Genomic DNA, 19,600 nt, shown 5'->3' with positions numbered 1-19,600 from the left:
CTGAAAGAATGAACTATTATAAAAATGTGCATGATATGATCGGCAATACTCCTCTCATGGAGATTACGCAGTTTTCTCTTCCAGAAGGAGTACGCCTTTTTGCAAAACTAGAGTTCATGAACCCAGGGGGCAGTGTAAAAGACAGATTAGGTATGGAACTTTTAGAATGTGCCCTCTCTTCTGGACAGCTTAAACCTGGCGGAACAGTTATAGAACCAACTGCGGGCAACACAGGAATTGGCCTGGCACTTGCTGCGATTAACAAAGGAATCAATGTTTGTTTTGTTATCCCTGAAAAGTTCAGTATTGAAAAACAGGAGCTAATGAAAGCTCTTGGTGCAAAAATTGTTCATACTCCAACTTCAGAAGGAATAAAAGGTGCCATAATGAAAACGAAGGAACTCTTAAATGAGGTGCCAAACTCTTTTTCACCTGCTCAATTCTCAAACCCAGATAATCCTAACACGTACTACAAGACGCTTGGTCCAGAAATTTGGAGAGATCTTGATGGAAAAGTGGATGTTTTTGTTGCTGGAGCAGGTACAGGCGGAACATTTATGGGAACGGCCCGTTATTTGAAAGAAAAAAATCCTGATGTTAAAACGGTTATAGTTGAACCAGAGGGGTCTATATTGAACGGAGGAGAATCTGGTCCTCATAAAACTGAAGGGATCGGAATGGAGTTTCTTCCCGAGTATATGGATTCATCCTATTTTAACAGCATACACACAGTAACAGATGAAGATGCTTTTAGACGCGTAGCAGAGCTTGCGAAAAAAGAAGGACTGCTGGTTGGCAGCTCTTCAGGTGCGGCTCTGCATGCATCTTTACTAGAAGCGCAGTCAGCAAAACAAGGTGACATCATCGTAACCATTTTCGCGGACAGCTCAGAGAGATATTTAAGCAAGAAAATTTATGAAGGAGGCATCTGATTTGAAAAGAAAAACACAATTAATCCACGGAGGCATTCCTTCTGATAAAAATACAGGAGCGGTTGTCTATCCGATCTATCAGGTAAGCACATATAAGCAAGATGATGTTGGGGTTCATAAAGGATTTGAGTATTCCAGGACGGGAAACCCTACACGCCATGCACTTGAAGAATTAATTAAAGATCTTGAAGGCGGAAAGCGCGGTTTTGCTTTTGGTTCAGGTATGGCAGCTATTACTGCAGTTATGATGCTGTTTGATTCGGGGGACCACGTCATCTTGACGGATGATGTATACGGTGGAACTTACCGTGTTATGTCAAAAGTATTAAATCGTCTTGGTATTGAGTCAACTTTCGTAGATACAACGGATATTAATCAGATAGAAGCTGCTTTAAAGCCAAATACAAAGGCTCTTTATGTTGAAACACCAACAAACCCATTATTAAAAGTTACAGACATTGAAGCAGCAGCTAAATGGGCTAGATCTAAAAATCTTCTCTTTATGGTAGATAATACGTTTAATACGCCTTACTGGCAAAATCCAATCGAACTTGGTGCTGACATCGTGCTGCATTCAGCTACAAAGTATATCGGCGGCCATAGTGACGTAGTAGCAGGTCTGGTTGTTGTTAACGATGATAAGCTGGGCGAAGACTTGCATTTTGTACAGAACTCTACTGGAGGCGTTTTAGGACCTCAGGATTCTTGGTTATTAATCCGAGGGATCAAAACATTAGGTTTAAGAATGGAAGCTCATGAAAGCAACACGAAGAAAATTGTTGAGTTTTTAAAAGGGCATCCTTCCGTTGAAAAAATATACTACCCGGGTCTTGAAGATCATCCTCAGCATGATATCGCAAAAAAACAATCTGGCGGCTTTGGCGGAATGGTTTCGTTTGATGTCGGCAGCGAAAAAAATGCAGATGCACTCCTGAAAAAAGTGAAGTACTTTACTTTAGCTGAAAGTTTAGGAGCGGTTGAAAGCTTAATCTCAGTTCCTGCAAGAATGACGCATGCATCAATTCCAGCAGATCGCAGAGCAGAACTTGGAATCACAGACGGATTAGTTCGTATCTCTGTAGGGATTGAAGATGCAGAGGACCTGATCGAGGACTTAAAGAATGCATTAAACAACTAGTTACAAAGAGCAAGCGCTGATGCGTTTGCTCTTTTTTTTTGAAGAAGGCGTCTTTTTCAGGCGGACATTTTTCTGTGGTAAAACTGTTTTTGTGCGGTTAATAAGAAAATTTGTTCGGTTGCTCCAATTTTTTGTACGGTCAGCTTGAATTATTGTTAAGTTAACCGCTATTTTGTTCAGTCAAATTTTATTTGTTTATTCCAGAGAGAAAATCTAGAATCAACATGCAAAAATTAAGAAAAAGATTGTGCTAGCACCAAAAGCTACTAACGAAGTGCGGAAGCTTGTTTCACAACATATGATTTCATCACTATTTAGCCATAGTTTTTTCACTAGATTGTCAAAAAGTGCTTGGCAGGTAGCTGACTTACCTATGTTATTCTGTTAATAGAGGTTAGGAGGTAGAAGCTGCATGACAAACAAAATTGAGAAAGAATTAAAAAAAAAGATGGCTGACTACCAGCGCTTTGGCTTTATTTTGTTGGCAGTAAGCACATTCTTCTATTTAGGATTAGTACTTCCAGTAGAAGATAAAAACTTTATCCAATCGATTACTCTAGGTATCGCTTCACTAACATGTTTAGGCTTTACCGCACTTATGTACAATGTGGTTAGAAAGTGCAAAGTGGAAATACAGGAAATTACAAAATAAAAAACTAATCATTAATTTCACGTACCGTTCCTTAAAAAGGGGCGGTATTTTTGTTTTTATGAACTGAAATTAGGGGTATGAATACTGAATAACCGTAAAAGGTCATACTAAGTTTTAACAATTTCAAGAAAAGAGAGAAGTGGTTTTTTGGGTATCATATGGGCACTTATCACAGCGGTTTGCTGGGGAAGTATTGTATTAGTCAGTGAAAAACTCGGAGGTGACTTTCATAGCCAAACCTTTGGAATGACACTTGGAGCATTGCTGTTTTCCCTTGTAGCATTTTTTATTGTTCAGCCTGACCTTAATATGGCTGTGTTTGCCATCGGTGTGGTTTCGGGAATTTTTTGGGTAATAGGACAGCGAAATCAATTTGCGAGTGTTGATTATTTAGGAGTATCAAAAATTGTTCCATTATCTACAGGAATGCAATTGTTTGGAACAACCCTCTTTGGAGTACTGGTATTTCATGAATGGAAAACAACAACGGAAATTATGATCGGACTTGCTGCGATCTGCGCGATTGTGGCTGGGGCATTGCTAACTTCCCGCCGCAGCAAGAAAGGAAACGATAAAGATAATCAAAATTTTAAAAAAGGAATTACAATCCTTTTAATTTCAACTGTTGGGTATGTTACATATGTCGTAATAATCAGATGGTTTGAAGTAAACGGGTGGCAGGCAATTCTCCCTCAGGCTATAGGAATGTTTTTGGGAGCACTAGTGATGTCACTTAAACACAAACCCTTTAATAAATATTCAATGAGAAACATTTTGACAGGTTTGATCTGGAGTACGGGTAACTTGACTCTGCTTCTGGCATTGCCTCTGATTGGAATTGCAACAAGTTTTTCATTATCACAAACAGGTATTATTATTTCAACTCTTGGCGGAATTTTTATACTAGGTGAAAAACGCAGTAAAAAAGAAATCATATGGGTTATTTCAGGATGTGTACTAATCATTCTTGGCGGTGTGATGTTAGGATTTACAAAATCGTAGAAAGAGGAGTGAATTGGATGTATCCAGATCTTGAAGGAAAAACGGTAATCATCACAGGAGCAGCTACGGGAATTGGGAAAGCTTGTGCCATACGTTTTGGACAAGAGCAAGCAAATGTAGTCATTAACTATCATTCTGATAAGCAAGTTAAGGAAACGGATGCAATTATTGAAGAAATTAAGCAGAATGGCGGAAATGCAATTGCCGTTCAAGGAGACGTAACAAAAGAAGAGGATATCAAGAACTTAATAAAAAAAGCGGTAGAAGAATTCGGTTCGCTTGATGTGATGATTAATAATGCAGGAATCGAAAACGAAGTTCCATCTCATGAACTTACTTTAGAAGATTGGAACAAAGTCATCTCAACCAATTTAACCGGTCAATTTTTAGGATGCCGAGAAGCGCTTGATTATTTTCTTGAAAATGATATTCAGGGTTCCATCGTAAATATGTCTAGTGTTCATGAAATTATCCCGTGGCCGCATTTCGTTCATTATGCTGCAAGTAAGGGCGGTATTAAATTGATGACGCAAACTCTTGCTTTAGAATATGCGCCAAAAAAGATTAGAATTAACAGCATAGCTCCAGGTGCAATAAATACACCGATCAACGCGGAAAAATTTTCAGATCCAAAGCTTAAAGAAGGGGTTTTGAAGCTAATTCCCATGGGATACATAGGAGAACCCGAAGAGATTGCAGCAACTGCTGTCTGGCTCGCATCAAAACAGGCGAGTTATGTAACAGGATTAACATTAATTGCTGATGGCGGAATGACGCTGTACCCGGGATTTCAAGCAGGAAAAGGCTAAAAAAACACGTCCTCCGATTCAGGAGGACGTGTTTTTGTTATAACAGAATACCTGTTAATGTTCCAATACATAATAGAATACCAAAAGCCATGTGAAGCATGGCAGTTAATCCTAGAGCCTTGTTAAGCTGCTTGGCTTCCCATGTGGATACTGCAATCTGCAGCCCTTTTAATGCGATAGGGAGCGTAATAGCAGCAATCAGACTCCAAGCAGGTAAAATATTTAAAAGCACCAAAGAAATTAAACTAACGTACGTTCCAAGCATTAGAATATAGTACTCGATACGGGAGGCCTTCCTGCCGATCAAGCCTGCAATAGTCGTTTTCCCAATCTGTTTATCCGTATCAAAGTCTCTTAAATTATTGGCATGAAGAATGGCCATTACAAGAAGAGCATTTGGTATGGCTGCCAAAAAGACTTCCAAATTCAAATTAAGTGTTTGGGTATAAAAAGATCCAACAACCGCTAAAATTCCCAAAGTACTTCCTGAAGCTACCTCACCTAATCCGTTATAAGCTAATGCATAACGTGTTGCTGTGTAAAAATAGCCTACCAATAATGATGGAATACCGATATAAAGAACAACTGGTCCGGTTAATGCTGTTAAAATCAATCCTAAAATGATACTTAGGCTAAAGAAAATTAGTCCTGTAATATATACTTGTCGAGGTGTCATTTCTTTTCGGTCGATAACACCAGACGGGCTTAAAGAGCCAGGAATATCAGCTCCTTTTACATGATCAAAATAATCATTTACAAGGTTTGTGCCGCATTGCAAAAATACAGCTCCAAAAAGCGTGAGTAAGAATGTAGTCCAGTTGATGCTTGTCCATTGCAAAGCTAAAATCGTTCCAAATATTACAGGAATGACTGAAGCCGTTAGTGAAAAAGGTCTTGTAGAAGCGAAAATGACCTTAGGATGTATCATTTGTGTTTCCCCCTTTACGATTATTATTATAATAAAAGTTTGTGAAAGTGTACACATAAATAACTTTAATAAATAATACCCAATTTTTAAAAAAGCAGGAAACTTTCTGAGCAAAATGAATATCCTTTTAAAGGCAAAAAAAAACTTTACAACAATTGGTAAATTGTGTATGATTTACTAAGGAAAGTAAAATTACAAAAAGGAGGTTGAACAAAATGAACTTAAAAGTACGCACAACTATTAAACTAAATAATAAATTACGTTCGACCGCCAACAGGAGCAGTATGTCTATTTAATCTATTTAAAAGACACCGCAGTTCGAATGCCTGCGGTTTTTATATGACCATTTTTGCACCGCAGGGATTTCCTGCGGTGTTTTTTATATAAAAATTTTAAGGAGGAGATTGCAATGATAATGGTAGGAATTACACTGCTTACATGGCTGTTAACGGAGAAAGACTCGACCTAAACTAAAAAATAAAAATCACAAATTAGGAGTGACTAACAATATGTTTACATTACATTTGTTTTTTGTAACGATTACCTTTTCAATTAAAAGAACCCATAGATCAGAAGAACAATACATGATTGATAAGAGAGTAAAATCTCTATATGACCGGGCTAAAGAAAAGGCAGCTTATAATATATCTTCATTGCTTTAAAAATAAATCAGCGCCCTCCACGAAATAAAGTGGAAAGGCGCTTTTTATTTTATACAAGAAGGAAGAAAGTAAGAAAGGTTATCTGTAATACGGTTTCCTACACGGTACCCGAAAGCACTTGGTCTGCCGTTTATGATAAATGTACCTGTCATACGGTGTCCTTCAATCGTTCCATTTTGTGATTCGAAGCTCATTTTTGGAAGAGGAGCGTACTTCTGATAAACACTTACATAATGTTCATATGTTGTATGTTTGTCTTGATCGAGCAGCTTGCCTTCTCCATTAAATATTCGGACCGTATCACCTTCACGGCCGAATACAGGTTTTTGCACAAACATTTCTTTATTTTTTAGGAATAGATCAGGTTCTAAATAAGTGGGTAAAAAATATTGGCCGATCCATTCGTGTTCCTCTTCGGTAAAAAAAGTTGCGTGTTCTTCATGCATACCCCAGATGACAGCAAGTACAGCTTTGCTCTGTAATAAAAATGCAGAAGGAGGATTAACAATCGCAAGCTTCTTTTGTATAACAAGATCAGTCAGCTGCAGACCAATCTTCTCATCTGTCGCTATGTCTTTATCCTGAATAAGCAATTCGATCGGAAATGTCTGGCGGTACAAGACATCAATCTTTTTTCCTTCTGTATCATAAAGCCCTTCATTCTTTTTGATAACAAGCTGATCTAAAGGAATGTATTGAGATGGGAAACCACATAGCTTCTTCAAATAAAGGACGGTTTGTTTATCTTCTATATTGTCATCATGAGATGTAAATACTATGTTTGGTGAATGCGAAGTTTTTAATCCTCGATAGGAAGTAAGAATCGCTGATCGAACTGCAAGTTTTAGTTCCTCTTCCGAACCTGCGTTGGGATCATTACCCCCGAAATGTTGCGAAATCAGCCCGTTTATTTTGAAGCACTCATAGATAAATGTAGGTGTATCACTGTTAAACTCCATCACTTTGTGACCATCCTGGGTTTCAATAGAATCAATCCGGCCGATCACTGTTTTTGGGAGAGCTGTAGGAAAGCGGAGGAACGAAAACAATGAATCCGGAAAACCTAAAAGTCTTAAAATATCATCTTTCAAACTTTGGGATTGAAGAAGTACAGCTGTTTTAAAAAAAATTTGACTTACCCTGGATCCAAACTCCTTAACCGAATCTGCTTCTTCTTTTTCAATAAAGTGGGGTGTATACAACGCATACTCTTGTCCATACATATCTGCCCAAAACTCTGGTATATTCTCATAGAATTTTTTTCTTTGTTCAATATAGCTCATATATTAAAAAACCTCCGGCGATACATACTTTCATGAAAACTGATATCATAAACATAACAAATAATAAAAGGGATGAGAATAATGGAATTAACTTATTACATAGAAAAATTAGATGGATATGAACCTTTCTTAACTTATAAAATACCTGAAAATATGCACAATGATGAAAAATATGCCAGGCAGTTATGTGAGTTTTTTGTTACGGGACAAAAAGAATATGAGCTTCAGTCAAATGAAATGAAAGGGAGCGAAGAGATTTTAATCGTTAAAGAAATAGGTCCTGCCAAACGTTTCTTAGATGAAGCAAGCTACAAAGGAAGAGGAATCTTTTTAGAGTTCAGGCAATATCAAAGTACAGGTAATATGCCCCTTTTACATGTACAGGCATTAAACAGCCATTGGGATGTTATGAGGTATCTTTTAAAAGACGTAGTAGAGATACCAAGGCAAGGTCAATTTTTAAGAGATTCAGCAGAACTGGATGAAGACCGAGCTGTTTATGTCATGTATGTAGGAGAAAAAATATAAGCATGCAGCAAAAGCTGCATGCTTTTTTTTAATATGTAAGACATTGTGCGATTACCCAGCCGACAGAGAGGCTTAGAAACAGGACGAGCAATCCGACCGCTTTGTTATCTGCATCGATCGCTTTTGAAATACTTGAACGGATAGCTAGATGTTCTGCAACGAAAAGCGCTGCAATCTGAGCAACGATCCCTACTGCTCCCCAAATAAGCAGATCGATAATGCTGAGTGAGTTAGCGATCGAAGAGCCGATTACAAAAGCAAGACCAAACAGTCTTCCGCCAAGCGATAAAGCGGCTGCTGTATTTCCTTTAGATATCAACTGAAGTTCCTTTGTTTTTGTTGATAATTCAAAGATAATAAATCCTGCAAACAAAAGACCGAGGCCTGCAGCAGCATATAACGCAAAATTAATAAATAAGTTCATCTTTACAACTCCTTAATTTTTATCCTCCAAAGCCTTTACTGCTTCCGAATCCAGTACTTCCGCCTTTAAAGCTTGAGCTGTTCTTGTAAGCCTTGTACTTGGAGTTCTTCAATAAACTGCTCGTTCCGCTGAAATATCTTCCCCCAAAGAAGTAATAGCCGAAATAACGAGAATTAGTATCGTCACATTCATAGACGCCGTCATCTTCATCCCATTCCCAATCCTGGCATTCTGTATCAGTAGGTTCTGGCGGAAGCTCCTGTGCTTGATCATTACAGCCGGAAAGCATAACTGCTACAGAAGCAGATGAAACACCTGCAATAAGTTTCTTTGTTTTATTCATGTTTTCACCCCATTCAAGCCTAATTATAGATGTATTACCAATTATTGAAAACCATTTATTTCTATTACGTCAATGAAATAAAAAGGTTCCATTTTAGATGTACAGACACACCCAAGCCCAGCTTCGCATAAAGATAAAGGAGTAAGAATTGTCTTGGAGGTGCTGTTATGTCATTAGTAGGTGTGTTGGCTTATTTTTTTAAAGAAGTCATGCTCTTTGTGTCATATGTTAAAAACAATGCTTTTCCCCAGCCACTGTCTGAGAATGAAGAGAAGCAGTACTTAAAAGATATGGCAAATGGTGATGAACATGCTAGAGGATTGCTGATCGAGCACAATTTGAGGCTTGTTGCTCATATCGTAAAAAAATTTGAAAATACAGGAGAGGATACGGAAGATCTAATCTCCATCGGTACCATCGGACTTATCAAAGCAATCGAAAGCTACTCAAGAGGAAAAGGAACAAAACTTGCTACGTATGCTGCAAGGTGTATAGAGAACGAAATTTTAATGCACCTCCGTGCATTAAAGAAAACGAAAAAAGACGTATCCCTGCACGACCCAATTGGAACGGACAAAGAAGGAAATGAGATTACACTCATTGATGTTTTGAAAGCTGAAACTGAGGATGTAGTTGATGCGATTCAATTAAAAATGCAAAAAAAGAAAATTTACGATTATATTCATGTGCTGGATGACCGGGAAAAAGAAGTGATCGTTGGACGTTTTGGCTTGGATCTGCAAAAAGAAAAAACACAAAGAGAAATCGCCAAGCAACTTGGTATATCAAGAAGCTATGTTTCGCGGATAGAAAAAAGAGCGCTGATGAAGCTGTTTCATGAATTCTATAGAAGCCGTCAGCAATCTGAACGGTAATAGATCAAAACAAGAGGCTGGTAACATTTACAGCCTTTTTATTTTTTGCTTCGGGCAAACTAAAGAAAAAAAGGAGTTTTTTAAATGGCGAGAAGAAAAAGACAGCCTGTCGTGCCTGAAGCACGTGAAGCATTGGATAAATTAAAAGCAAAAGTAATGAAAGAAGCAGGGTACAACGTTTCTGAAAAATCTCCAGATGATGTGAAGTATGAAGTTGCTAAAGATATGGGAGTTCAGCTTGGCAAGGGCTATAATGGTACAATTACTTCAAAAGACGCAGGGCGTGTAGGGGGACAAATTGGCGGCAGGATGGTTAAAGAACTAATTCAGCAGGCAAAAGCAAATCTAGGTAAACAAGCTCGTTAAGAATAAAAAGGATAACTGTGTTTAAATCATAAAAACAGGGAATAGAATAGGTAAAAAACAGGAGGCGTTGATATGCAGGAAGCTGTTTTATATGGATCATTCGTAGTGATGTTAGCCTATTTTATTTATGCAGCAATCGCAGAATAATAAAAAATCTCTCCAAATAGGGGAGTTTTTTTATGCAAAAAAATAAAATTCAATAAAAATAAACTTCATAGTCGATTTTTGTTTGAATATTTTTTATAATAAGAAAAGAGTGTAAATACGTACATATTAGGGGGAAGAATATGGTATTACAAGATTTAAGGCAAACATGGGAACTTGATTCTGTTTTTCCTGGCGGCAGCGAGTCAAAAGAGTTAATAGCAGAAATAAAATGGGCGGAAGAGGAAGTTAAAGTCCTCGCAAAAAAATCGGAAGAATTTAATTTTACTAACGAAAGCTTCTTAAAGTTAATCTCGGAAATGCAAAGTTTTTCCGAAAGACTGTCAACTACAGGTGCTTTTGTTGGCTGTTTGATCGCGCAAGATGTTAAGGATAAAAAAGCGATGGGACTGCGTGGTCGATTAGAATCTGTATATGCCGCGTTTTCTAATGTAGGATCAGCACTTGATAAGCAGTTAATGGAAATCTCCGAAGATACATGGAAAGACGTAGTGAGTATGCCAGAGTTTAAAGATATTGCATTCACACTTAACGAGAGAAGAACACAAGCCAAAGAAAAACTGGGTATTTCCGAAGAATCTTTAATCAATGATCTTGCTGTAGATGGTTACCATGCATGGTCCACACTTTACGATTTAGTCGTAGGCAAAATTAATATTAAAGTTGAAATCGACGGAAAAGAAGAAGAATTATCAGTAGGCCAGGCAGAAAACAAATTTTCTAATCCTGATCGTAAAGTAAGAAAGGATACATTCGAAAAGTTCGTTGAAGCATGGGATAACGAAGGAGAATTTTGCGCAGCATCTCTTAATCACATTGCTGGATTTAGAAATGAGATCTATAAACATAGAGGATGGAAAGAAACATTAAAAGAACCTCTGGCGATCAACCGTATGAAAGAAGAAACACTGACGGCCATGTGGGATGCTATTTCATCACAAAAAGATATTTTTGTGAAATATCTAGATCGTAAAGCAGAATTACTCGGTTTAGAAAAGCTAAGCTGGTACGACGTTGATGCACCGCTTTCTTCTGCAAACAGCAAAATGAGCTATGATGAATCAGCGCAGTTTATTGTTGAACATTTCCGTTCGCTTGCTCCTAAAATGGCTGATTTTTCAGAGAAAGCTTTTCTTAAAGGATGGGTTGAAGCAGAAGACCGTGCTGGAAAAAGACCAGGAGGATTCTGTACAGGTTTCCCGACTAAGAAAGAAACTCGTATTTTCATGACGTTCTCTGGGACACCAAGCAATGTTTCTACATTAGCACATGAGCTTGGTCACGCTTTCCATTCAGATGTATTAAAAGAATTACCTTATTATGCAACGAATTATGCGATGAACGTTGCTGAAACGGCATCTACTTTTGCTGAGATGATTGTAGCAGATGCTGCTGTTACAAATGCAAAAACAAAAGAAGAAAAAATTGCTCTTTTAGAAGATAAAGCTCAGCGTTCTGTAGCATTCTTCATGAATATCCATGCACGTTTCTTATTTGAAACAAGAATGTATGAAGAAAGAAAGGACGGTCAATTATCAGTTGAGCGTCTGTGTGAATTGATGGAAGAAGCTCAAAAAGAAGCATTTAACGGAGCTCTAGCTGAGTATCATCCTTATTTCTGGGCATCTAAACTTCACTTCTATATTACAGATGTACCGTTTTATAACTTCCCGTATACATTCGGATACTTGTTCTCAGCTGGTATCTACGCAAAAGCGAAAGAAGAAGGACCTTCATTCGAAGAGAAATATATCGCGCTCTTACAAGACACTGGAAAGATGGAAGTAGAAGAATTAGCACAAAAACATTTAGGAATTGATATTACGAAGCAAGATTTCTGGTTAAAAGGAATCGAATTAGCAGCTGCAGATGTAGAGGAATTCCTTGTATTGACTCAAAAATAATTTTTGGAAGTAGTTGATTTCCGTTCCAGGTTGCTCGCTTTCCGGGGGACGTGCGGTGAGCCTCCTCTGCGCTTTGCGCCGTTAGGAGTCTCACCTGTCCCGCTTCATGGAAGTATCCTTGCTCCTGCGTCTACAAGAAAATTGCTACCGAAGTGTGCTTCCTCGTTGCATGCCTAGCGAGAAGCTTCTCAGGTGGTAGGCACGCACCTTGCACTCCTATCAACTTGTCAATGAAGTGAAAGAAAAGAATAAGCAACAATTTTAGAAATAAGCCTAATAAAAAAACCGCTGATCAAATTCTGCGGTTTATTTTTTATCTTTTTTCAATTGATATGGTACTGATCATTAATATTGCTAAACCGATTGTCAGGAACATATAGAAGAATCCCGGTAAAAAGTTAATTGCCAGATAAGCGGCAGCCATTAAACATCCAGCAACTGTAATCGGCACTCCAACAAATGACCCCGTAAACTCTGTAATGTTAAATCGTGCTAGGCGAATTGCTCCGCATACAATAAATATGATCGTGAATATCATGCCGGGAACGCCAAACTGATGAAGTACAGCTTGATAAATCAAAAATGCCGGTGCGATACCAAAAGAAATTAAATCACAAAGTGAATCCAGCTGCTTACCAAACTCGGATTCAATATTCAGTTTTCTCGCAACCATTCCGTCAAAACGATCAAACAAACCAGCTAAAAAAATTAAAATTAATCCGATTTTTAAATCACCATTCATCATAAATAACAAAGCTAAGGCGCCAAGTGATAAGTTGATCAATGTTAAGAAATTTGCAGTTTGTCCCTTCACTTTCTTAACAGTTGAATCAATGCGCTCTCTTTCAATCATAAACATTCAATCACTCCTCAAATGGAACACAAAGCAGGATATAAATATATCCTGCTACGGTTAGTTGCTTAAAAGTATATAACCATTTTATTCATTATATGCCAATTAGAAACTGTTTGAAAGAGCTAATTATTTATGTTGTTATCGCAAAAGCTTGTTGTTTTTGAAAGTAGTTGATTTCCGTTTCAGGTTGCTCGCTTTCCGCGGGGCGGGCGGTGAGCCTCCTGACGCTTTACGCCTTTAGGAGTCTCACCTGTCCCACTCGTCCCGCAGGAGTCTCGCACCTTACACTCCAATCAACTTTTCAATGATGTGAAAGAAAAAACGCCATAAGCAACAATATTAGAAATAAGCGATTAGTTATGATTCCTTGATGTTGTGTTTTTCTGCCAGGTGATTATATACGGTCTTTTCTGATAATGGCACTCCTGTCCGGTAGGCAGCTCTAGAAATCATATGTCCTGCAACTGGTGCTGTCAGAAGGACAAACAGAATCCCTAAGATTAGTTTTCCGCTGAATACATTCATATCAGAATAGACGTAAATAGCAGAGCCGATAAGGACGCCAGACACACCTAATGTTGAACTTTTAGTTGCAGCATGAAGTCTTGAATAAACATCTGGAAAACGAAGTACCCCTAACGTTCCTGATAATATAAAAAAGGTGCCAATGATAAGGAAAAAACTAATCACGATCTTGATCAATGATAACACCCTTTTCCAAGAATTTTGCAACAGCTACAGTTGCAATAAAAGTCAATATTCCGATAAGCAGTATAATATCGTTTAACTGAACCGTATCTAATAGGATCGCCATTAACCCGGTAATCGCAATCAAATTAATACCAATCGTATCAAGTGCCACAACACGGTCAGGGTTCGAAGGGCCGACAACTGCTCTATATAAAAGAAGTAGAATAGAGATAGTTATCACGAATAAACAAATATAGACAACCATAGAGAACCAATCTGTCATCGTGTTACCTCCCTTATTGCTTTTTCAAAAGTATCTTTAATCCCAACGATCGTTTGATTTACGTCAGGCAGGTCTATAGCGTGAATATAAATATAACGCTGGTCCCTTGAAACATCTACAGAAAGTGTTCCTGGAGTTAGGGTAATTAAGTTAGCGAGCAAAGTGATTTCCCAGTTCTTTTTAACATCAATCGGCAATGCGATAATGCCTGGCTGGAAATCGAGTCTGGGTTTGTATACCCACTTTAATACTTCAATGTTGGCTAAGATTAACTCTTTTAAAAAAAGAAAGATTAAATATCCGATCGCTTTAACATGTTTAAAGTAATAGGAATCAGGTATGAAACGATTAAGCAGAAACAGCAGCGCCGCCCCAATCACAAATCCTACCAAAAAACTTGCGAATGAGTAGCTCTCAGATAAAAACATCCAAATGACGCCGATCAGCAAATTTAAGATAAGTTGAAATGTCATCGAACTACTCCTTTAAAACAAAATCAATATAGATTTGAGGATCGATAAGGCTATCAGCTGCAGATTGGATATACGGATAGAACCATTCAGCTCCAACACCGAGCAGAATTGAGATAGCGATTAATAAACCAGAAGCGGCAAGCCCGGAACGCCTAACTTTTTCCTTAGGCTTTTCCTTAATCTCACCCCAGAATGCTCCAATAAAAATTCTGATTACTGAAAACAAGATTAACAGACTAGACAAAAGACCGATCCCCGCCGCAAAATAATGTTCTTCGTCAAAAGCACCTCTTAAGAGAAGGTACTTGCCAATAAAGCCGCTAAAAGGAGGAATTCCTGCAAGTACGAGGGCAGCGATGAAAAACATCCAGCCTAAAAGAGGTGATGTTTTAATATATCCGCCCATCTTATTTAAATTAGAAGTGCCTGCATGCCATACAAGCAAACCTGCAAGAAAAAACAATGCAGCTTTTATTGCCATATCATGAACAAGATAATAAATCGTACCGGCAAGGGATTCAGCCGAAAATGTTCCGATCCCAAGAAGCATGAAACCAATTGCCGGCATAATATTGTAGGCGATTATAAGCTTAACATTTGAAGTAGATAAAGCGCCTATTACGCCGATCAGCATCGTAATCGAAGCAACCCAAATGAAGAAGGTATGCGTCAGCTCGAGTTTGTGAGAGAAAATAAGTGTATAAACTCTAAGCATTGAATATACGCCAACCTTTGTCAGGAGCGCTCCGAATAAAGCCGAAACAACAGGAGATGGAACGATATATGACTTCGGCAGCCAAAAGTACAAAGGAAACAAAGCCCCTTTGGTTGCAAATACAACAAATAACAATATGCCTATTCCGGTTAAGATACCTTGCTGCTCAACCTCTGCTACACGTTCACCGAGCTGCGCCATGTTAACAGTACCCGTTACTGAGTAAAGGAAAGCGACAGTAGTAACAAATAGAATGGAAGAAAATAAGTTTAACAATATATATTTTACAGATTCGCGAAATTGATGCTTTGATCCCCCGATAATGATTAACCCATATGAAGCCATCAAAAGAACTTCAAAAAATACAAACAGGTTGAATAGGTCACCTGTCAAGAAAGCACCGCTCACCCCAGCGATCAATAGTAAGAAAAGGGGATAAAAATAATGCTGCACCATCTTGCTGGTAACAGAAGAGGATGCAAAGATTACTGCAGCTAATGCAATAACATTTACAGAAAGTATCATAATAACTGAAAGCTTATCTGCTACAAGGATGATTCCATAAGGTGCTTTCCATCCTCCTGTTTCAAGAATCAGCGGATTATTTTTAAAAACATAATAGCTTAAGTAAATAGATACCCCTAAATTTAGAAATACGGTCAAATATGAAATTTTCATTGTCAGCTGGTGCTTTTTATTAAAGAAAACGAGAAGAGCACCAACGAACAATGGAATAAAGATTGGCAAAAATACTAAATTACTCATCATCCGTTCCCCTTAGCTGATCCATCATGTCGGTCTTATTGCTCTGGTATGTTCGGTATGCAAGCACCAGCAAGAAGCTGGTCACACCGAAACTGATTACGATTGAAGTCAATATTAGCGCTTGAGGAAGAGGATCCGTATACTCGGTGATTCCTTTTTCCAAAATAGGCGGAGCACCTCGGTTTAATTTCCCCATAGTCAATATAAAGAGATGTGCACCGTGAGAAAGCAGCGCTGTTCCCAGAACAATTTTTAAAAGCTGTTTTTGAAGCAAAAGGTATACGCCGGCCGCAAATAAAGTTCCGGCAAGTATAGACATTACAATTTCCATTATTGATTCATGTCTCCTTTATCCCGGTATTTTATCATGGCAAAAATGCCAAGCGCAGCTAGTCCAAGAACCGCAATTTCAAACAAAGTATCCAAGCCGCGGAAGTCAACTAGTATTACATTTACGATGTTATCTCCGCCGCCAAGCTTATATGAATTATCAACAAAATACTTTGCGATGCTATCGAACGACTTTGAGCTATGCGAAGCAATCGCTACTATTGTAAGTAATGCACCTGTTGAAACGGCAATCATTAAATCGATAAGTTTTTCAGATTTACTTTTATCTGATTTTTTAAGTTTTGGTAAATGAGCAAAACATAATAAGAATAAGGCTACAGTGATCGTCTCAACGATAAGCTGTGTTAATGCGAGATCAGGTGCTCTGAAGAATACGAATAACAGGGAAAGACCGTAACCTACTACTCCTATTACGATAATTGCAGCAATGCGCTGATTCATCCAAATGGTTGCAATTGCGGCTGCGGCCATCACAAAACCAACGAGTACTTCTGGCCATGTAACGGGTGCCAGATCATCAAACGAAATTGTAAATCCGTCTGTGAAGTACATGAAAATTGAAGTCGATACAACCAAAAATACTAAAATGATAGAAAGATACAGACGTAATGACCCAGTCATATAAAACCCAGTTATAGATTTAGAAGTTCTTAATAATCCGTTAACCATTGTCTGATACCAATGGTCAGATGAAAATTTCCCTGGAATCTTATTATAGACAGGCTGCCATCTCTTTAACGTATATGCCAGCAAAGCACCAACACCTATCACTATTAACGACATATAGAACGGTGTGTTCAAACCGTGCCAGAAAGCCAGGTGTGTATGTGGCAGATCTCCTGTTACTGCAGCAACTGCCGGAGCAAGTAATGGCTCATTAATAAGATTTGGAAGCAAACCAACAGCTATAACAAAAATAATTAGAATGATTGGTGATAAAAGCATACCAATCGGTGCCTCATGGGGTTTTTTCTCTAATTGATCTATTTTTTGTTTACCGAGGAATGTTCCAAATACTAAATACATCGAATATACAAACGTAAAGATGCTTCCTAAAACAGCAAAGATGGGTATCCATTCAGCAAACGTCCCAGCAAGTCCAGCGGATTGTTCCAATTTCAATGAAGAATCAAAGAACATTTCTTTACTTAAGAACCCATTAAAGATCGGCAGGGGTACACCGGCCATTGAAAAGGCTCCAATAAAAGCAAGCGTAGCTGAAATTGGCATAAAGGTATATAATCCGCCTAGTCTTCTTATATCTCTCGTTCCTGTTTCATGATCTACAATACCTGCAATCATAAAAAGACTGCCTTTGAATGTAGCATGATTAAAAATATGAAAGATAGCGGCAAGAATAGCCACACCAGTTCCAAAACCAAGCATGGCCATAATCATTCCCAGCTGACTGATTGTGGAGTACGCCAATATTCCTTTTAAGTCTGTTTGTCTGGATGCCAGAAACGATCCTAGACAAAGCGTAATCAGACCAATACCTGAAACGATAATAAAAAACTCATCCGTTCCGCTGAAGATTAACGAAAAACGTGCTACTAAATATAATCCAGCTTTAACCATTGTCGCAGAATGCAAATAAGCACTGACAGGTGTAGGAGCTTCCATCGCATCAGGGAGCCAGCTATGGAATGGGAATTGTGCGGATTTAGTAAATGCCCCAAGCAATAACAAAATTAAAATGGGTATGAACAGGTCACTTTCTAAAATATCTGACCGGTTAGCGATCATCATCCGAATGCTGTTTGTCTCTGCTGTAATTGATAGCAGGATAAGAGCACCAAGCATCGATAATCCGCCAAACACAGTTACAAGCATTGATTTTAATGCACCGTATGTTGAACGTTCACGGTAGAACCAAAATCCGATTAATAAAAATGATGATATACTCGTAAATTCCCAAAATGTATATAGAACAAATACATTATCTGACAATACAACGCCAAGCATTGAACCCATGAATAAAAGCAAGTAAACATAAAAATGTACAAGCTGCTCTTTTCGCGATAAATAAAAAATGGAATAGAGTACAACGAGTGAACCAATTCCAGTAATTAATAGCGAGAACAACATGCTTAGTCCGTCCAAATAAAAACTTAACTGGATATCCAAAGATGGAATCCAATCCGCAGTACTTTGTACGATTTTTCCTTTCGCTAAAACAGGTAATTTAGAACAAAAAATAATAAATAGAACAACTGGAACAGGCAACACGAGCCATCCAGTATGTATCCGGTTCACTTTTTTTGCAGACAAGCCTATCAGAAGAGCTGCCAAAAAAGGAAGCAGTATGTAGTAATGCAGCATAAAAACCGGTAAACCTCCTTAAAACCTAAAAATAATCGTCATTTGTCCATTACATTGTAAGCAAAACCTTTCCGGTTTAGCAAATCATTTACTGTAAAAAACACTCTCAAAATACGGTTTTATTTGAACTCTTGAATATCCTTCCCAAAAAATACCTAACCTATTTGAGAGGTGATTGTAAATGAGACTACTAATTACTTACGGATTACTTATTATTATGTTTCAATTAACAGGCTGTTTTAATGATTCTGTCTACAAAAAAGACAAAGACAGTCCTGTTTTTCAGCCGAGAGAGTATTACAGAAAACATATCAGTTTCTCTGAAACAGGTGTTTTTACTGCTTCCTCCCTAGCTGAAGAAATGAAAAAAGAGATAACAAAAGAGGATTTAGTAAAACATGCAATAGTGGTAAAGCAAGACAAAAAGTATGTAGTAGCAATAAAAATAAAAGCTTATCATCAGAAGAAGGCAGAGGTATTAAGCAAACAGTACAAAGAGTACTGGGAAGAAAAATGGAAGATTCCTGTTGAGGTAACATTTACTCCTAATGATTATCGTAAAGCTGAAAAACTGCTAAGAACAGAAAAAAGAGCGTAATTAATTACGCTCTTCAATAATCCTACATTAGAATCTGCTGCAATCTAACATGCAATGATCTTCTATCGATTTCTTTTTTTATAAGTAGAATAAAATCTTTGCTAAGTTTCAGTTCTCTAGCTTTCAGGTAAGATTCAATTAACAGGTCGTCCGAGAGTTTTTCCATAATAGAGCCGTTTTTTAAGCGGCTTGGCCACCTCCTGTTTTTCATTGTAAATCTTTGATTTGAGTATTCTAAAATGCTATGGAATTCATAAAATGATAAGTTAATTTTTTATGTATTTGAAGCTTACCATGTATTGTAAAATAGAACAATCGTTCGTTTATCCACAGTGTTTGGTGGATAAGTTGTGGGTAAAGTGTTAACATCTTTAGAAAAGGTAAATAAATACTAGGTGAATAATGTGAATAAGATTATCCACATTGTTGAGCAGGGGAACAATTTGTCGAAAACTTTTTTTAGCAAAGGTGAAAAAGAAGTTCTTTTGTCTAATTAAGTTGAAAAACCGTTTGTTCTTCCTCACATTACTGGTAAA

Annotated in this window: 23 protein-coding genes; 11 read left to right on the top strand and 12 right to left on the bottom strand. The window is 37.8% G+C overall.

Annotated elements, in window-relative coordinates; genetic code table 11:
- Positions 1–8: 8 nt before the first annotated feature.
- The 5 genes from UN64_RS00395 (at position 9) to UN64_RS00375 (ending at position 4,533) form a co-directional block, all read left to right on the top strand.
- Entirely contained in the window at positions 9–932 is a 924-nt protein-coding gene (locus UN64_RS00395) for a PLP-dependent cysteine synthase family protein (protein ID WP_077359147.1), read from the top strand.
- 1 nt (position 933) lies between these two features.
- Complete coding sequence (locus UN64_RS00390) at positions 934–2,070, top strand: bifunctional cystathionine gamma-lyase/homocysteine desulfhydrase (protein ID WP_077359146.1); 1,137 nt, start codon at positions 934–936, stop codon at positions 2,068–2,070.
- Positions 2,071–2,482: 412 nt separating this feature from the next.
- Positions 2,483–2,722, top strand: coding sequence for a YrhC family protein (locus tag UN64_RS00385; RefSeq protein WP_077359145.1), 240 nt, complete (start codon positions 2,483–2,485; stop codon positions 2,720–2,722).
- Positions 2,723–2,869: 147 nt separating this feature from the next.
- Positions 2,870–3,724: a GRP family sugar transporter gene (locus tag UN64_RS00380; protein ID WP_077359144.1), complete on the top strand. Its 855-nt coding sequence runs from the start codon at positions 2,870–2,872 to the stop codon at positions 3,722–3,724.
- Between the two features lie 17 nt (positions 3,725–3,741).
- A complete protein-coding gene (locus UN64_RS00375; protein WP_077359143.1) occupies positions 3,742–4,533 on the top strand; it encodes a glucose 1-dehydrogenase in 792 nt (263 codons plus the stop codon).
- A 37-nt stretch (positions 4,534–4,570) separates the two neighbouring features.
- Here UN64_RS00375 and menA read toward each other — a convergent pair whose 3' ends face one another.
- A complete protein-coding gene (gene menA, locus UN64_RS00370; RefSeq protein ID WP_171978760.1) occupies positions 4,571–5,461 on the bottom strand; it encodes a 1,4-dihydroxy-2-naphthoate octaprenyltransferase in 891 nt (296 codons plus the stop codon).
- A gap of 509 nt (positions 5,462–5,970) precedes the next feature.
- Between menA and UN64_RS20385 the strand changes: the two genes are divergently transcribed.
- The gene (locus UN64_RS20385) at positions 5,971–6,123 is read left to right on the top strand and encodes a YrzI family small protein (protein ID WP_139342985.1); all 153 of its coding nucleotides are present in this window, start codon (positions 5,971–5,973) and stop codon (positions 6,121–6,123) included.
- Positions 6,124–6,167: 44 nt separating this feature from the next.
- On the opposite strand, the gene UN64_RS00365 is transcribed toward UN64_RS20385, so the two are convergent.
- Entirely contained in the window at positions 6,168–7,406 is a 1,239-nt protein-coding gene (locus tag UN64_RS00365; RefSeq protein ID WP_077359141.1) for a glutathionylspermidine synthase family protein, read from the bottom strand.
- 81 nt (positions 7,407–7,487) lie between these two features.
- Between UN64_RS00365 and UN64_RS00360 the strand changes: the two genes are divergently transcribed.
- Positions 7,488–7,934, top strand: coding sequence for an RNA helicase (locus UN64_RS00360; RefSeq protein WP_245801933.1), 447 nt, complete (start codon positions 7,488–7,490; stop codon positions 7,932–7,934).
- Positions 7,935–7,962: 28 nt separating this feature from the next.
- Here the strand turns inward: UN64_RS00360 and UN64_RS00355 are convergent, their stop codons facing one another.
- Together UN64_RS00355 and UN64_RS00350 are read right to left on the bottom strand one after the other, a co-directional pair.
- Complete coding sequence (locus UN64_RS00355) at positions 7,963–8,358, bottom strand: DUF350 domain-containing protein (protein ID WP_077359139.1); 396 nt, start codon at positions 8,356–8,358, stop codon at positions 7,963–7,965.
- 19 nt (positions 8,359–8,377) lie between these two features.
- Complete coding sequence (locus tag UN64_RS00350; RefSeq protein ID WP_077359138.1) at positions 8,378–8,701, bottom strand: aminotransferase yhxA; 324 nt, start codon at positions 8,699–8,701, stop codon at positions 8,378–8,380.
- Positions 8,702–8,868: 167 nt separating this feature from the next.
- On the opposite strand from UN64_RS00350, the gene sigK reads away from it, so the two are divergent.
- The 3 genes from sigK (at position 8,869) to UN64_RS00335 (ending at position 12,011) form a co-directional block, all read left to right on the top strand.
- Positions 8,869–9,576 carry an RNA polymerase sporulation sigma factor SigK gene (sigK, locus tag UN64_RS00345; protein ID WP_066291196.1) on the top strand — a complete coding sequence of 236 codons (708 nt, stop codon included), beginning with the start codon at positions 8,869–8,871 and terminating at the stop codon, positions 9,574–9,576.
- 84 nt (positions 9,577–9,660) lie between these two features.
- A complete protein-coding gene (locus UN64_RS00340; protein ID WP_077359137.1) occupies positions 9,661–9,942 on the top strand; it encodes an alpha/beta-type small acid-soluble spore protein in 282 nt (93 codons plus the stop codon).
- 287 nt (positions 9,943–10,229) lie between these two features.
- Positions 10,230–12,011 carry a M3 family oligoendopeptidase gene (locus tag UN64_RS00335; RefSeq protein WP_077359136.1) on the top strand — a complete coding sequence of 594 codons (1,782 nt, stop codon included), beginning with the start codon at positions 10,230–10,232 and terminating at the stop codon, positions 12,009–12,011.
- A 313-nt stretch (positions 12,012–12,324) separates the two neighbouring features.
- On the opposite strand, the gene pssA is transcribed toward UN64_RS00335, so the two are convergent.
- From pssA to UN64_RS00300, 7 genes are all read right to left on the bottom strand, one after another.
- Positions 12,325–12,870, bottom strand: a complete 546-nt coding sequence (gene pssA, locus UN64_RS00330; protein WP_077359135.1) for a CDP-diacylglycerol--serine O-phosphatidyltransferase — start codon at positions 12,868–12,870, stop codon at positions 12,325–12,327.
- Positions 12,871–13,224: 354 nt separating this feature from the next.
- Positions 13,225–13,578 (bottom strand): monovalent cation/H(+) antiporter subunit G, encoded by a 354-nt coding sequence (gene mnhG, locus UN64_RS00325; RefSeq protein WP_425590084.1) that lies wholly within the window; start codon positions 13,576–13,578, stop codon positions 13,225–13,227.
- Positions 13,550–13,840: a Na(+)/H(+) antiporter subunit F1 gene (locus tag UN64_RS00320; RefSeq protein WP_066291186.1), complete on the bottom strand. Its 291-nt coding sequence runs from the start codon at positions 13,838–13,840 to the stop codon at positions 13,550–13,552. Before UN64_RS00320 ends, mnhG begins: the two co-directional genes overlap by 29 nt.
- Positions 13,837–14,313, bottom strand: a complete 477-nt coding sequence (locus tag UN64_RS00315) for a Na+/H+ antiporter subunit E (protein WP_077359133.1) — start codon at positions 14,311–14,313, stop codon at positions 13,837–13,839. The genes UN64_RS00320 and UN64_RS00315 overlap by 4 nt, the downstream gene beginning before the upstream one ends.
- Before the next feature lie 4 nt (positions 14,314–14,317).
- A complete protein-coding gene (locus UN64_RS00310) occupies positions 14,318–15,793 on the bottom strand; it encodes a Na+/H+ antiporter subunit D (RefSeq protein WP_077359132.1) in 1,476 nt (491 codons plus the stop codon).
- The gene (locus UN64_RS00305) at positions 15,786–16,124 is read right to left on the bottom strand and encodes a Na(+)/H(+) antiporter subunit C (protein ID WP_066291178.1); all 339 of its coding nucleotides are present in this window, start codon (positions 16,122–16,124) and stop codon (positions 15,786–15,788) included. The genes UN64_RS00310 and UN64_RS00305 overlap by 8 nt, the downstream gene beginning before the upstream one ends.
- Positions 16,124–18,466, bottom strand: coding sequence for a Na+/H+ antiporter subunit A (locus tag UN64_RS00300; protein WP_216352784.1), 2,343 nt, complete (start codon positions 18,464–18,466; stop codon positions 16,124–16,126). Before UN64_RS00300 ends, UN64_RS00305 begins: the two co-directional genes overlap by 1 nt.
- Positions 18,467–18,647: 181 nt before the next feature.
- Here UN64_RS00300 and UN64_RS00295 point away from each other — a divergent pair, with 181 nt between their 5' ends.
- Complete coding sequence (locus UN64_RS00295) at positions 18,648–19,064, top strand: hypothetical protein (protein WP_077359131.1); 417 nt, start codon at positions 18,648–18,650, stop codon at positions 19,062–19,064.
- 22 nt (positions 19,065–19,086) lie between these two features.
- Here UN64_RS00295 and sda read toward each other — a convergent pair whose 3' ends face one another.
- Positions 19,087–19,230 (bottom strand): sporulation histidine kinase inhibitor Sda, encoded by a 144-nt coding sequence (gene sda / locus UN64_RS00290; protein WP_077359130.1) that lies wholly within the window; start codon positions 19,228–19,230, stop codon positions 19,087–19,089.
- Positions 19,231–19,600 lie beyond the last annotated feature (370 nt).

The organism is Fictibacillus arsenicus, from assembly GCF_001999465.1.
In the GTDB taxonomy this organism is placed as follows: Bacteria; Bacillota; Bacilli; order Bacillales; family Fictibacillaceae; genus Fictibacillus; species Fictibacillus arsenicus.
This window is presented reverse-complemented; position numbering and strand designations above follow the sequence as displayed.

Bases quoted from the DNA above. Each gene is read 5' to 3' on its own strand.
- UN64_RS00395 (WP_077359147.1), top strand. From the start codon at position 9: ATGAACTATTATAAAAATGTGCATGATATGATCGGCAATACTCCTCTC.
- UN64_RS00385 (WP_077359145.1), top strand. From the start codon at position 2,483: ATGACAAACAAAATTGAGAAAGAATTAAAAAAAAAGATGGCTGACTAC.
- UN64_RS00375 (WP_077359143.1), top strand. From the start codon at position 3,742: ATGTATCCAGATCTTGAAGGAAAAACGGTAATCATCACAGGAGCAGCT.
- menA (WP_171978760.1), bottom strand. From the start codon at position 5,461: ATGATACATCCTAAGGTCATTTTCGCTTCTACAAGACCTTTTTCACTA.
- UN64_RS20385 (WP_139342985.1), top strand. From the start codon at position 5,971: ATGTTTACATTACATTTGTTTTTTGTAACGATTACCTTTTCAATTAAA.
- UN64_RS00365 (WP_077359141.1), bottom strand. From the start codon at position 7,406: ATGAGCTATATTGAACAAAGAAAAAAATTCTATGAGAATATACCAGAG.
- UN64_RS00360 (WP_245801933.1), top strand. From the start codon at position 7,488: ATGGAATTAACTTATTACATAGAAAAATTAGATGGATATGAACCTTTC.
- UN64_RS00355 (WP_077359139.1), bottom strand. From the start codon at position 8,358: ATGAACTTATTTATTAATTTTGCGTTATATGCTGCTGCAGGCCTCGGT.
- UN64_RS00350 (WP_077359138.1), bottom strand. From the start codon at position 8,701: ATGAATAAAACAAAGAAACTTATTGCAGGTGTTTCATCTGCTTCTGTA.
- sigK (WP_066291196.1), top strand. From the start codon at position 8,869: ATGTCATTAGTAGGTGTGTTGGCTTATTTTTTTAAAGAAGTCATGCTC.
- UN64_RS00340 (WP_077359137.1), top strand. From the start codon at position 9,661: ATGGCGAGAAGAAAAAGACAGCCTGTCGTGCCTGAAGCACGTGAAGCA.
- UN64_RS00335 (WP_077359136.1), top strand. From the start codon at position 10,230: ATGGTATTACAAGATTTAAGGCAAACATGGGAACTTGATTCTGTTTTT.
- pssA (WP_077359135.1), bottom strand. From the start codon at position 12,870: ATGTTTATGATTGAAAGAGAGCGCATTGATTCAACTGTTAAGAAAGTG.
- UN64_RS00320 (WP_066291186.1), bottom strand. From the start codon at position 13,840: ATGACAGATTGGTTCTCTATGGTTGTCTATATTTGTTTATTCGTGATA.
- UN64_RS00315 (WP_077359133.1), bottom strand. From the start codon at position 14,313: ATGACATTTCAACTTATCTTAAATTTGCTGATCGGCGTCATTTGGATG.
- UN64_RS00310 (WP_077359132.1), bottom strand. From the start codon at position 15,793: ATGAGTAATTTAGTATTTTTGCCAATCTTTATTCCATTGTTCGTTGGT.
- UN64_RS00305 (WP_066291178.1), bottom strand. From the start codon at position 16,124: ATGGAAATTGTAATGTCTATACTTGCCGGAACTTTATTTGCGGCCGGC.
- UN64_RS00300 (WP_216352784.1), bottom strand. From the start codon at position 18,466: ATGCTGCATTACTACATACTGCTTCCTTTTTTGGCAGCTCTTCTGATA.
- UN64_RS00295 (WP_077359131.1), top strand. From the start codon at position 18,648: ATGAGACTACTAATTACTTACGGATTACTTATTATTATGTTTCAATTA.
- sda (WP_077359130.1), bottom strand. From the start codon at position 19,230: ATGGAAAAACTCTCGGACGACCTGTTAATTGAATCTTACCTGAAAGCT.